The organism is Moraxella caviae, from assembly GCF_002014985.1.
Classification (GTDB): Bacteria; Pseudomonadota; Gammaproteobacteria; order Pseudomonadales; family Moraxellaceae; genus Moraxella; species Moraxella caviae.
This window is the reverse complement of the sequence record NZ_MUXU01000034.1, coordinates 45,225-57,975: the sequence shown is the minus strand read 5'-3', so window position 1 is coordinate 57,975 and position 12,751 is coordinate 45,225. Positions and strand designations below refer to the sequence as shown.

Genomic DNA, 12,751 nt, shown 5'->3' with positions numbered 1-12,751 from the left:
TGATGATGCGGCTTTTTGAATTTGTTTAAGCATTAAAATTTGGTTAGTAAAGTTGCGCTAGTGCTTATGCTTAATTTCAGGAATGACAAGCTGTCCGCGTGCGTTGAAAAAGCGTTTTACCACCAAAAGAGCTGCAAGCGTGGAAGCCAGCGTACTGCCAGCACAAATAAAAAACATGGTAACAATCTGATAGCGCACCGCCTGCGTGGGGTCAGCACCTGCCAAAATTTGACCGGTCATCATGCCCGGCAAGCTCACCAAGCCCACGACCATCATAGAATTGACGGTGGGCATCATGCCATTGACGATGGCGTTTTTGATGAAGGCGTGCGTGGCTTCAAAAGGCGTGGCGGACAGCGACAACTTAGCGATGACGAACGATTTTTTGTCGTGAATGTCGTTGATAAGGTTATTGGTGGTGAGTGAAATTGCCGTCAAAGAATTGCCTAAAATCAAGCCCAAAATAGGAATGATGTACTGCGGACGATACCAAGGCGTGATTTTTAAAATCAGCGTCATGGCAAGCAGCGTAATCACGCCTGTCGCCACCGACAAAGATGCGATGGTGTCAAATAACAAGCCATGATAAGGTCTTTTAACGCGGTGCTTGGCGGCAAAAGCGGCAATCAGCGTCATGATGGATAAAATTGTCAGCACTTGCCAAGCGCTTTCTCTGGCGAACACCCACGCCAAAATCAAGCCAATTAAACTTAACTGAACGATGGTGCGCACGCCTGCAATGATGAGCGTCTTGGCAAGCCCAAGTCTTAATTTTACCGAAATCACAATGGTGATGACAAGCAGCAAGCTCGCCAAAAGCACATCTAAAAACGATAACATCATGCGCCATCTCCCTTCGTCATTTGCCCATCTGCCATCACCCATTCTTGTTCGTTTAGGCGTCCAATTTGCTCAGGCGTATGCGTAATCCAAATGAACGCTGCGCCTTTGTCCGCATTTTGGGTGTGCCAGTCCAGCACCATTTGCGTTAAAACTTCTCGTGTTTGTGGGTCAAGTGCGGCTGTCGGTTCGTCCAGCAGTAAAACGCTGGGGTTAAGCTGTAATGTGCGTAAAAAATTGACGATTTGCTTTTCGCCGCCTGACAGCGTATCGGCAGACGTGTGCAAAAATTCTGGCGACTTGCCAAAACCTGCAAGTTTATCCTTATGCCAATCCATATTCAGTGTGCGTGCCTTATGATGGCGAAAGGTAAAAGGCAGCGCCAAATTATCCAAAACCGTGCCATCAATCATCGCAGGGCTTTGGGTGAGCAGTGCCACTTGCGCACGGTACTTCGCTGGCATAATTTGCTCGATTGGTGTGTCGTTATAAGAAATTTGCCCGCTATCAAGTGCCAACAAATCCGCCAAAGCTGACAGCAGCAGCGACTTGCCAGAACCAGAGCGTCCTGTGAGTGCGATTTTATCATTCGCCAAAAGTTTGCCAGACACGCCTTTTAACAGCAGTTTTTCGTCTGCGGTGAAGCGTAAGTTATTGAAAGTTAAGTGGTTAAATTGATGAAGGCGTGCTTTGTCTGCCTGCCGATCACGCATGATGATACCCTGATTGCTTAAAATTTGCGATAAATGTGATGTTTGAATTTAAAAATTTGGGTTGTTTTAAAAATTTGATTGTTTTAAAAAAAATATGGCGATGTGGTTTTTGTCGTGCGCCTGCCAAGCCGTCAGGTTTAACAAGCTCATCACGAACAATTTTGACAAACCCACCACAAAAACGTTACTCAACAGCCTTTAAAAACGCAGCAGGCAGTCGCTGTGGACGAATGCCAGTTGGTGTATTGCACACGCAAGCCAGCGTAATCACACCCACGCTTGCGACCTTGCCAGCGTGATAATCGGCTTCGTTTTGATAAATGTGCTGCGTTAAAATCAAACTTGCTGATTTTTTCACCATGTTTTCAATGCTCACCACGAGCAAATCGTCTACCAGCAGCGGCAATTTGTACGACAAATCGGCATGACTGACCACAAAATGCACACGTCCGCCATGCGCCGCCGTACCGTCATCGTCAAAAAAGTAGCCATCAAAACCTAAAGACGTCAGCCAATCACGGCGGCAATTTTCAAAAAAGGTGAGATGATTGGCGTGATAGACGATACCGCCTGCGTCCGTGTGGTTGATATAAACTTTATAACGTGTGCTAAAAATTGACATAAGATTTCCCCTAAATTGCTTAATTTGTGCGCTTGGGTTATTGTAGCAAAAAATCAGGTGCAATTTGGCAATAAATTTGTCAAAAAATTTGCCAAAAAAGACGGTAAAATTCCCTAAGCTGGCGTAAAATTTGCTACAATAGGCGGTTTTATCAATCTTTATTCCTATTTAATTTGCAAAATACCTTTGGAAAAATTATGACTACGTTTGTCAGCTTTAACATCAATGGGCTACGCGCTCGTCCACACCAACTCCAAGCCGTCAAAGACATCATCGCACCTAATGTGATGGGCTTACAAGAAACCAAAGTGCATGACGAAGCCTTTCCTTTGCAGATGGTAGAAGAGCTTGGCTATCATGTGGAATTTTTTGGGCAAAAGTCGCATTATGGTGTGGCGTTGCTGTCATTGACTGCGCCGATTTTTGTGCAAAAGGGTTTTCCTGATGATGACGAAGACGCACAAAGACGCTTTATCCATGCGCGCTATGAGTTGGACGGACAAGAAATTGACGTGCTAAACGGCTATTTTCCACAAGGCGAAAACCGCAGCCACGAGACCAAATTTCCCGCCAAGGCGAAGTATTATGCTGATTTGACGGCTTATATTTTAAAGCTCAAAGCTGAAAATCGCAGCCTTGTGCTGATGGGCGATATGAATATTGCGCCTAATGATTTGGACGTGGGGATTGGCGATGTCAATGCCAAGCGCTGGCTTGCCAAGGGGACTTGCTCGTTTTTGCCAGAAGAGCGTGAGTGGTATCAGACGCTGCTTGACACCGAACTTTTGGACACTTATCGTGCCTTGCACCCACAAGGCGATACGCTAAGCTGGTTTGATTATCGTTCGCGTGGTTTTGAAGATTCACCAAAGCGTGGGCTTAGAATTGACCACATTTTATGCACGCCAGATTTGGCAAAAAATGTGCGCTCAGCTGGCGTAAATTATGACATTCGTAGTATGGAAAAGCCGTCTGACCACGCACCGATTTGGGCAAGTTTTGATTTGAAGGCGTGATTTTGGTTTTGGGTTTACCAAGTGTTCACGGTTTGACAAACTCACCGCGAACGGTTTTAGAGTATTTGCCACGAACGGTTTCTGCGAACGGTTTTTAAACAGCGTACCGTTTGAATGCCATTTCTTAAGCCATTTATTTATAGCTTAGCTGATGATTGATAAAAAAGGAGTGAAAAATGCCTGTTGGAAACGTAAACTTAGTGCCGCTTTTGCCCATCGCTGGCGTGAAAATTGGCATTACCGAAGCCTGCGTGCGCTATCAAAACCGCAAAGATTTGACCGTCTTTGCCATTGACGAAGGGGCGAGTACTGCTGTGGTTACGACCCAAAACCAGTTTGCCGCCGCGCCTGTGCAGCTGGTGCGAGAGTTCATTGCCCAAAGTGCGCCACGCTATTTGCTGATTAACACAGGCAACGCCAACGCCGCCACAGGTCAAGACGGCAAAGACAGAGCGTATGCCACTTGTCAGGCGTTGGCACAAAAAACAGGTGCGAACGCCAGCGAAATTTTGCCGTATTCTACAGGTGTGATTGGCGAGACTTTGCCAAGCGAGCGTATCATCGCAGGGCTTGATGACGCACTTGCTAATTTGCAAGCAGATAACTGGCTGGCGGCAGCGCACAGCATCATGACCACCGACACCACGCCAAAAGGCCACAGCGTGCAAGTGGTGCAAGATGGCACGGCTTATACGGTAACAGGCATTTCTAAAGGCGCAGGCATGATTCGCCCAAATATGGCGACGATGCTTGGCTTTGTGGCGACAGATGCGAAAATTGAAAAAACGCTGCTGCAAGAAATCCTAGCTGACATCACCAACCAAACCTTCAACCGCATCACCGTAGATGGCGATACGTCCACCAACGACTGCTGCACGCTCATCGCTACTGGCAAAGTGGGTGATACGCTGACACGCGAGCATCCGCATTTTGCGGCGGTGTATGACGCCATCAAAGAAGTCATGCTAAAAATCGCCCAGCTGATTGTGCGTGATGGCGAAGGGGCGAGCAAATTCATCACCGTAAAAGTAACAGGCGGTAAAACCACAGACGACTGCGCTAAAGTTGCCTATGCCGTGGCGCACTCACCACTTGTCAAAACGGCATTTTTTGCGTCCGACCCAAACTGGGGGCGCATTTTGGCGGCGGTGGGCTATGCTGGCGTGGAAATGGCGCAATCCACCGTCAATGTGTCGCTTGATGAAGTGCAGATTTGCCAAGCGGGCGGACTTGCGGACGGTTATACCGAAGAGCGCGGCGCACAAGTGATGAAAAAAGACGAAATCACGGTGCATATTGATTTGGGGCAAGGGCAAGCCAGCGATACGGTTTATACTTGCGATTTGTCTTATGAGTACGTCAAGATCAACGCAGATTATCGGTCTTGATGAATAATGTTAATTAAATGGGAGTTATTATGAAACATCTTACGCTGATTTTGGCGCTTGTTTTTGGGGCGTCTGCGCTGTCTGGCTGCGTGCATAAAGTGGTAACTGTGCCTGCCAAAGTCGCTTATAAAACTACCAAAGGCGTGGTAAAAGGCACGGCAGCGGTTGCCAAGGCGGTCATTCCGGGCGACAGCAAAAAAGACGACGACTAAAAACCATAATTAAAAACAGCGATTAAAAAGACAGCGATTAAAAATAATGACCGCTGGCTTGGCTTGCAAGACAAATTTCCCAAAACGCTTGCAAGCTTTGCGTTTTTTTATTTTGCTCGATCTAATCTAAGTTTTGTTTAATCTGGATTTAATTTAAAATTCATGCAAAGACATGATTAAATTGTGAGAATTTGTGTCAATGTAGCCTTTTGGTAACGATATTGTTACAATCGGCATAATTGCGCAAACTTGCTTTATAATAGGCGCACTAAAGGACTTGGTTTTGGTTTGGTGAGTGTCATCATGGCAAGCACGAAACGAAAAGCAAGTCTTTTTGTTTTGCAAGTCATTCACGGCGCTGTCCGTTTGGCGTAAAACTTCACCGATTTTATTTTTATTATTTTATCAATGTAACTTTTATGAAAAAATTTCTCATCACGCTGGGCATTTTGCTTGCCATCATTTTGGCAGTGCTGATTGCCTATTTGTATCGTCCAGTTGCCACAAAACCTGTGCAAGCCGATGGTGAGCCTGTGGATATGGTGCTGATTGGCGGTGGTATCATGTCGGCAACGCTTGGCACTTATTTGGCGGAACTTGAGCCGACTTGGAAAATCCAAATGTACGAACGCTTGGATAAAGTTGCCCAAGAAAGCTCGTTCGCCTTTCATAATGCAGGCACGGGGCATTCAGGCTTTATGGAAATGAACTACACTGCTGAGCAGCCAGACGGCAGCATTGCCATTGAGCGTGCCGAACGCACAGCATCGCAATTTGAAGTTTCCAAGCAGTTTTGGTCGCATCAAGTGAAAGTTGGCGCGCTTGGCGATCCGAAAAGTTTTACCAATCCTGTGCCGCACATCGCTTTTGTGTGGGGTGATAGCGTAGATTTTCTAAAACGCCGCCACGCTGCGATGATTACTTCACCGCTGTTTAGCGACATGGTGTACACCGAAGATCAAAGCGAGATTGCCAAGTGGGCGCCTTTGACCATGCAAGGCCGTGATCCAAATCAAAAAGTTGCTGCCACACGCATGGATCTTGGCACGGACATGAACTATGGCGCAATCACCACGCAGCTGGTGGAGCATTTGACCAAGCAGCCGAATTTTGAGCTGGCTTTGCAATCAGAAGTAACGGGCATCAGCCGTAACAAAGATGGCACTTGGACAGTGAGCGTGAAAAATCTTGGTAATGGCATTGAAACACACACCAAAACCAAGCGTGTGTTCATCGGTGCTGGCGGTGCGGCGATTAAACTGCTGCAAATGACAGGCTTGCCAGAGAGTAAATATTACGCAGGCTTCCCTGTGGGCGGGCTGTTTTTGATTACCGATAAGCCAGAAATCGTAGAGCAGCACACCGCCAAAGTGTACGGCCGTGCTGAACTTGGTGCGCCGCCGATGAGCGTGCCGCACATTGACACTCGCTATGTAAACGGTAAAAAATATGTGCTGTTTGGGCCATTTGCCACTTATTCTAATAAGTTTTTGAAAAATGGCTCACAAACCGATTTGTTGGCTTCTGCCACCAAAGACAACGCCTTGCCAATGGCGGCAGTGGGCTTGGAAAACTTGGATTTGGTGAAATATTTGGTGAGCCAAGTGGTGCTGTCTGATGAAGACAAGCTGGCTGAGCTGCGCAAATATTATCCAGATGCCAAGTGGGAAGATTGGACAGAAGACCAAGGCGGTCAGCGTGTGCAAATCATCAAAAAATTGCCAAACGAGCCTGCCAAGTTGCAATTTGGTACTGAAATTTTCGTTTCTGAAGACGCTTCAGTGAGTGCGCTTTTGGGTGCTTCTCCGGGGGCTTCTACATCGCCAAACATGATGCTGGAGCTTTTGAACAAAGCCTTCCCAGAAGAAGTGGCTGGCAAATGGAATGCGCAAATCTTGCAAATCATTCCATCATTTGGTCAGGATTTGAGCAAAGATGCGGCATTGCTTGACCGTGTGCGCACCGAAACCAGCCGTACGCTTGGTTTGGTGTACACACCAAAAAATGGCGCTGCCAATGCACAGCCTGCCAACAAGCAAGAAGCAGCACAAGAAACCGCTGAGCAAGAAGCTGCGCTAAAACCAGCAGCCTAGCGAGATAATGCGAAGGTTTAAAACCAAAAATAAAGGGTGAGTCATCGCCCTTTATTTTTATCTGTCGTTTGTGTAATATTCTGTTTTGAGCCTATAAAACCGTTATGGTTTGATAAGCTTGCCATGAACGGCTTTTGATGGGTTTATCAAGAATGGTTTTGATAAATTTGCCACAAATGGTTTTAATAAACCGAACTTAAATGGTTTTGGTAAACTCGCCAAGAATAGTTTTGATAAGTTTACCAAGAACAGTTTGCTTATTTATCATGTCTTCAAACGTCCGACAAATTTTAAAACTCTAAAAACAAATTGATTTATGAATAATGACAAACACAGCCACAACAAAAACCATCACAGCCAGCGCAGGGCAAGTTTTCATCGTTTGCTAAACTGGCTGCTGATGGCAGTTGCGATTTTATTGGGCGGGTATTTGTGGATTTTTGCGTGGGGCGTGGGCTATTTGCTGGCGGCAGCGATGATTGGCGTGTTGGCGTTGGCTTGGAAATGGCTTGAACGTACAAAACGCACGATAAAAACGAGTACAAACACACCGCACCGTCAAACATCATTCCACCAAACAGTGCGCCAAGCGGTGCTGAGCGTGTTGTTATTGGTTTTGCTGATTGTTGAAGTTATCGCCTTGCAGGATTTGCAAGCGCACAAAGACGCACACGACACAGGCGAAAGCTGGGCGCAATATGGGGCGTTGTAGACTTTATCAGCACTGACTAAAGCCAACCACCACGCCCACGCTGGCGGTCGGAATGCGGTTATCGGCATAAACTGCCAAGCCGCCACGCGCGGTTTCTTTGTATTTATCCATCATGTCTTTGCCAGTTTCTTTCATGGTGAGAATCGCCTTATCCAGCGACACATGATGCGAGCCATCGCCACGCAAAGCAAGACGCGCGGCATTGATGGCTTTTACCGCTGCCATGGCGTTGCGCTCAATGCACGGCACTTGCACAAGTCCTGCAATCGGATCGCAGGTCAAGCCCAAATTATGCTCAAGCCCAATCTCAGCGGCATTTAGGCACTGCGCCACCGAACCGCCCAAAACGTGCGCAAGTCCAGCCGCTGCCATCGCACAAGCCGAGCCAACTTCACCTTGGCAGCCGACTTCCGCACCAGAAATGGACGCATTTTGCTTAATCAATGCGCCCACTGCGCCTGCCACCAGCAAAAATTCACGCACGCCTTGATAGCTAAAACTTGGGATAAAGCCACGATAATAATGCAGCACCGCAGGAATGATGCCTGCTGCGCCATTGGTCGGTGCAGTAACCACTTTACCGCCAGCGGCATTTTCTTCGTTCACTGCCAAGGCGTACAAATCCACCCAATCCATCGCCAAAAGTCCACCATCGGACGATTTGCCGTATTCTTTGGAGAGTGAGTCGTATAAGGCTTTGGCGCGGCGTTTGACGTTCAGCCCACCGGGGAGAATGCCGTCTTTTTTGCAGCCTTCGGCAACGCACGCTTGCATGACGTCCCAAATTTCATTGAGATAATCACGCACTTCATCTTCGCTGCGAATGGCGGTTTCATTGAGCTGCATGATTTCGGCAATGCTCATGGATTTGGCTTCGCACAATGCCGCAAGCTCAGAAGCCAGCGTAAAAGGATAAGGAAAGGGCGAGCTGTTTTCATCTTCGCTCAAAGGATTGCCTGCACGGATTTCTTGGCTGTCCACCACAAAGCCGCCGCCGATGGAATAGTAGGTTTCAGTGATTTTTTCGCCATCATTCATCAGCGCTTGCAGACTCATGCCGTTTGGGTGGTGTGGCAAGGTGATGTCGTCATACCACACGATGTCTCTGTCGTAAATGAACGCAATGCTGTGTGTGCTGCCAAGCGTCAGGCGTTGATTGTCCAGCACGTCCGCCAAATACTGCTCGGTTTTTGTGCTGTCAATGGTGCGCGGCTGATGTCCAAGCAAGCCTAAAATCACCGCGCTATCAGTGGCGTGGCCTTTGCCTGTGGACGATAGCGAGCCGTATAAATCCACGCGCACTTGGCGCACATCAGTCAGACGCTCGCCCAGCAGCGACAAAAAGCGTGCAGCCGCCACCATCGGGCCTACGGTGTGTGAGCTTGATGGGCCAATGCCAATTTTAAATAAATCAAAAACGCTAATCATAGGTATCCTTGTAGGTTTTATTTTTCCTGCCGATGGCTTGGGGTGTCAAATTTGTGCCGAGTAATCTGTCTATACAATTTAATTGTGCGCACACAAGAATTTGCTTGTACGGTTAATGCTTGCACAATTTGAGCGTATTTTAGCACAATTTCATGCTAAGTTTGCCATATTTAAAAGGTTAAAAAATTTTTATGGTGTTGGCGTTGTGCGTTTGGTAAGTTGGGTTTGGCTTGTTAATTTAAGTTGATAAAGTTGGCAAAATCAGTTGGAAAACTTAATAAGCCAACTTTTCTATAAGTTTACTTTTGCAAGTTTATCAGTCAATTTTTACAAAAATCATCTTACTGACATTGAATTTACTTTGTCATTGCATTGTACGGATAAATCAACCCAATCATTAACACGGCACATTTACGCCACGCAAATCCACACAAAGCCTGCCTTGATTAAAATTGCCAATCCATGCCTTGCCATCACGAAAAACCAGTGGCTGCCATGCGCCGCCTTCGCTTGTGTCATCATTGACGACAAAGCCGTCTTTATGAAAACGAAAATCAATCACCACATCGCCAGCTGCATCGATAAATCCCCAGTGATTGTCTAGGCGCACCGCCGCCACGCCTTGTGAATAGGGCTTGACTTCATCAAAAACATACTGAATCATCGGTACGCCCCTGCTATCCACAAAGCCCCATTTGCCGTTTTGCTGATTTGGTAGCAGTGTAAAATTGACGGACGCTTGGCTTGCTGTGTTATAGGCTTGCCAAGCCTGCTGCCAACTGGCGTCTGACGTGGGCGGTGTGTAAGTTGGTTGTGGCGTTGCGGTATTTTGCCAAGTGGGCGTACTTTGTGCGGTTTGTGGCGCAGCTTCAGGTGTCAGCCTGCCTTGTGCGTTGGCATAAAAGGTGCGGCCGTTTTTGATGACGCGCGCCTTGCCACCTTGATAATCGTCAATTTGGCTGATGGTAGGGTCAAACGCCACGATGGTTTTGCCTGCGGTGTCAATCACGCCCCACACGCCACGTCTACGCACGACGATGCGCTTTTCGCTCACGCCACGCGCCCAGCTGCCACCGCCCAAGGTATCATAACGAAAATCAATGACGGTTTTGCCTTTGGTGTTGATGTAGCCAAGTTTGCCGTTTTTGACGACTGGCAATAAACCGCCACGATACTGGCTGCCAAGCGCTTGCTCATAAGCGAATAGGTCGGTGAGTTTGTTGCCAGCACGGTTTAGTAATGCCACAGGCGCACCGCCATCTTTGACCGCCAAAAACGTGCCTGCGGTGGCTGTGCAGCTGACGTTTTTGTAGTGGCTTTTTGGCGGTGTGCAGGCGTGTGCAGGCGTGGCAAATAGGGCGCTTGCCAAAAAGATTGCCAACGACAGCAAGGTAAAATCACGATAAGAAGCAAATTTTTTGTGGGTCAATGCGTCAATCATTAGGCTTATCATAAAAGGTTGAAAACGTAAAAATCATCAGCGTGCATGACGGCAGGCTTTGGCGGATTTGGGCAAATTTTAAAAGTTTTTTGGTTATGATAGTGAATTTTTGTCGGTTTTTCAAATATTGGTTGGGTGTTTGCTGCGATGATGAATAAAGCGGTAGGGTGAAACTGATTTGATGATTGGTTTGCTGAATGATAAAGATTGAAAAAATTTACAAAAACTATTGCAAATAAGAATAATTATTGTTACTATATGCCCATAAATTAGCGAATGATTTGCATTTACGAGCATTTGAGCGAATTTTCAGCAAGTCTGACGCTGTATAAGCCTTTATCAATCTTTGGCAAGAAGCCAATCATAACCAAGCAGGTGAAATCATGTACGTTTGTATTTGCCACGATGTGAAAGACAGCCAAATCAAAACCGCCATGAATCAAGGCGTGGACACCATGGACGCATTGCAGGACGCGCTGCTTGTGGGGACGTGCTGCGGCTGCTGCGTGCCGATGGTGCAAGATTTGCTTGACGAGCATCACGATGGCGTAGGCGAATATCTGGCGGTAGATGCGATGGCAGGCTAGTTTGCTAATATTGCCAAAACTTTGCTGATATTGCTAATTTCTTACAAATTTGAAAGGCGATTGGTTAATCACGCGCCAAAAAGTTGTTATTTTTGACAATTTTTTGGCGTTTTGTTTTATCAATCAATAATCATTTTCAAATCAGTTTTGCCAAATAACAATCATTCGCACCAATGAGTGTAAAGCAGTTGTGCTTGCAGAGAAGTTTATAATAATTTTCTCTTTTAAAATCAATGAGTTGATAAATTGATTGGCGATGCAAGATAAAAGTGCGAAAATTGCCGCTTGGCAAATTCTCGTTTTGCTCAAATTGATAGCGGTTCTTAGTTTGCAAGTCGTTCGCAGTTCGTATTTTATACAATTTTATGGCTTGTGCGGCGAGAAGCTGTGATAAAATAGCCATCAATTAAATAGGGCGTGTCAGTTTCTACACTTGTTTTTTGCACTTGTGAGACTTGCGCAACGACTCTAATCACCACTTAACTTAAAAACGGAGCGTATGATGAAATCATCTCAAAAAGTCATTGATTATCTAAATTTCCTACTGGCAGGCGAGCTTGGTGCGCGCGATCAGTATTTTATCCATTCGCAAATGTACGCCGAGTGGGAGCTTGGCAAGCTGCACGACCGCATTTATCATGAAATGGAAGATGAGACCTTGCACGCGCGCCTAATCATCAATCGCATCATCATGCTGGGCGGCACACCAAATATGCAGGTGGGCGAGCTGAACATCGGTACAGACGTGCCAAGCATGCTAAAATCTGACCTTGATTTGGAATACAGCGTGCAAGAACACCTAAAAGAAGGCATTGCGCTGTGCGAAGCTGAGCGTGATTATGTAACGCGCGATATGCTGGTGCGTCAGCTTGAAGACACCGAGCAAGACCACGCGCATTGGCTAGAAAAACAGCTGCGTTTGATTGAGTTGATGGGTCTAAATAACTACCTACAAAGCCAAACTGCCGAGCCAAACATGGTGGCATCAGCGCACTAAAATTGACGTAAATTTAATTTAGTAACACAATTTGTAACGCAAAGGAGCAACAAATGAAAGGGGATAAAGAAGTCATTCGTGCGCTAAATTCAGTGCTGGCACAGTCTTTGATTGCCATCAATCAGTATTTTTTGCACGCGCGCATTGTCAAAAATTGGGGCGTGGAAGCGCTTAATGACGCATTATACAAGCAATCTATCTGTGAAATGAAATGGTCGGATGAGTTGATTGAGCGCATTTTGCTGCTTGAAGGTTTGCCGAACTTACAAGAGCTTGGCAAACTTCTGATTGGCGAGAGCGTAGAAGAGATTTTGGCGTGCGATTTGCGCTTAGAAAAACGCAAGCATGACGTGCTGGTGGAAGCCATCGCTTTGTGCGAAGCCAAGCGTGATTTTGTGTCGCGTGAGCTTTTGACACGCCTAAAAGATGGCAACGAAGAGCATGAAGATTGGCTTGAAACCCAGCAAGAGCAAATCGAGCGCATGGGCTTGCCAAATTATATTCAGCAGCTGTCGGTGGAAGAGTAGTTGCTGTATAAAGAGTAGCGCTGCATAAAAACAAAACCACTCATCAGTGTGCGCTTAGCGTGTGTTGATGGGTGGTTTTTGTTTGCTTTATGTTTAGGTGGGCTTTTGTGATTGCGCTGAATATTTAAAAACTTAAGATGTTTCAAGGTTTGGCAAAACCTAAAAAATCCTCCAA

General features: G+C 46.5%; 13 protein-coding genes. 8 read left to right on the top strand and 5 right to left on the bottom strand.

The window, feature by feature from the left end; all coding sequences use genetic code 11:
* Nucleotides 1-57: 57 nt before the first annotated feature.
* The 3 genes from B0181_RS05265 to B0181_RS05255 form a co-directional block, all read right to left on the bottom strand.
* Nucleotides 58-885 (bottom strand): ABC transporter permease, encoded by an 828-nt coding sequence (locus B0181_RS05265; RefSeq protein WP_078276465.1) that lies wholly within the window; start codon nucleotides 883-885, stop codon nucleotides 58-60.
* On the bottom strand, nucleotides 840-1,553 hold the full coding sequence (locus B0181_RS05260) for an ABC transporter ATP-binding protein (protein ID WP_078276464.1): 714 nt from the start codon (nucleotides 1,551-1,553) through the stop codon (nucleotides 840-842). The genes B0181_RS05265 and B0181_RS05260 overlap by 46 nt, the downstream gene beginning before the upstream one ends.
* 184 nt (nucleotides 1,554-1,737) lie before the next feature.
* Nucleotides 1,738-2,175, bottom strand: a complete 438-nt coding sequence (locus B0181_RS05255) for a hotdog domain-containing protein (protein WP_078276463.1) — start codon at nucleotides 2,173-2,175, stop codon at nucleotides 1,738-1,740.
* Nucleotides 2,176-2,372: 197 nt separating this feature from the next.
* On the opposite strand from B0181_RS05255, the gene xthA reads away from it, so the two are divergent.
* From xthA to B0181_RS05230, 5 genes are all read left to right on the top strand, one after another.
* A complete protein-coding gene (gene xthA / locus B0181_RS05250) occupies nucleotides 2,373-3,191 on the top strand; it encodes an exodeoxyribonuclease III (protein ID WP_078276462.1) in 819 nt (272 codons plus the stop codon).
* Nucleotides 3,192-3,367: 176 nt separating this feature from the next.
* Nucleotides 3,368-4,579 carry a bifunctional glutamate N-acetyltransferase/amino-acid acetyltransferase ArgJ gene (gene argJ / locus B0181_RS05245; RefSeq protein WP_078276461.1) on the top strand — a complete coding sequence of 404 codons (1,212 nt, stop codon included), beginning with the start codon at nucleotides 3,368-3,370 and terminating at the stop codon, nucleotides 4,577-4,579.
* Between the two features lie 29 nt (nucleotides 4,580-4,608).
* Nucleotides 4,609-4,791, top strand: coding sequence for an NF038104 family lipoprotein (locus tag B0181_RS05240; RefSeq protein WP_078276460.1), 183 nt, complete (start codon nucleotides 4,609-4,611; stop codon nucleotides 4,789-4,791).
* A gap of 419 nt (nucleotides 4,792-5,210) precedes the next feature.
* Nucleotides 5,211-6,884: a malate dehydrogenase (quinone) gene (gene mqo, locus B0181_RS05235; protein ID WP_078276459.1), complete on the top strand. Its 1,674-nt coding sequence runs from the start codon at nucleotides 5,211-5,213 to the stop codon at nucleotides 6,882-6,884.
* Between the two features lie 316 nt (nucleotides 6,885-7,200).
* Nucleotides 7,201-7,596 (top strand): hypothetical protein, encoded by a 396-nt coding sequence (locus B0181_RS05230; protein WP_078276458.1) that lies wholly within the window; start codon nucleotides 7,201-7,203, stop codon nucleotides 7,594-7,596.
* Between the two features lie 6 nt (nucleotides 7,597-7,602).
* On the opposite strand, the gene B0181_RS05225 is transcribed toward B0181_RS05230, so the two are convergent.
* Together B0181_RS05225 and B0181_RS05220 are read right to left on the bottom strand one after the other, a co-directional pair.
* Nucleotides 7,603-9,024 carry an L-serine ammonia-lyase gene (locus B0181_RS05225; RefSeq protein ID WP_078276457.1) on the bottom strand — a complete coding sequence of 474 codons (1,422 nt, stop codon included), beginning with the start codon at nucleotides 9,022-9,024 and terminating at the stop codon, nucleotides 7,603-7,605.
* A gap of 397 nt (nucleotides 9,025-9,421) precedes the next feature.
* Nucleotides 9,422-10,477, bottom strand: coding sequence for a WG repeat-containing protein (locus B0181_RS05220; RefSeq protein ID WP_078276456.1), 1,056 nt, complete (start codon nucleotides 10,475-10,477; stop codon nucleotides 9,422-9,424).
* Between the two features lie 371 nt (nucleotides 10,478-10,848).
* On the opposite strand from B0181_RS05220, the gene B0181_RS05215 reads away from it, so the two are divergent.
* From B0181_RS05215 to bfr (B0181_RS05200), 3 genes are all read left to right on the top strand, one after another.
* A complete protein-coding gene (locus B0181_RS05215) occupies nucleotides 10,849-11,052 on the top strand; it encodes a (2Fe-2S)-binding protein (RefSeq protein WP_078276455.1) in 204 nt (67 codons plus the stop codon).
* A gap of 502 nt (nucleotides 11,053-11,554) precedes the next feature.
* Complete coding sequence (gene bfr, locus B0181_RS05205; protein WP_078276453.1) at nucleotides 11,555-12,049, top strand: bacterioferritin; 495 nt, start codon at nucleotides 11,555-11,557, stop codon at nucleotides 12,047-12,049.
* Between the two features lie 53 nt (nucleotides 12,050-12,102).
* Nucleotides 12,103-12,576, top strand: a complete 474-nt coding sequence (gene bfr, locus B0181_RS05200; RefSeq protein WP_078276452.1) for a bacterioferritin — start codon at nucleotides 12,103-12,105, stop codon at nucleotides 12,574-12,576.
* Nucleotides 12,577-12,751: the final 175 nt, after the last annotated feature.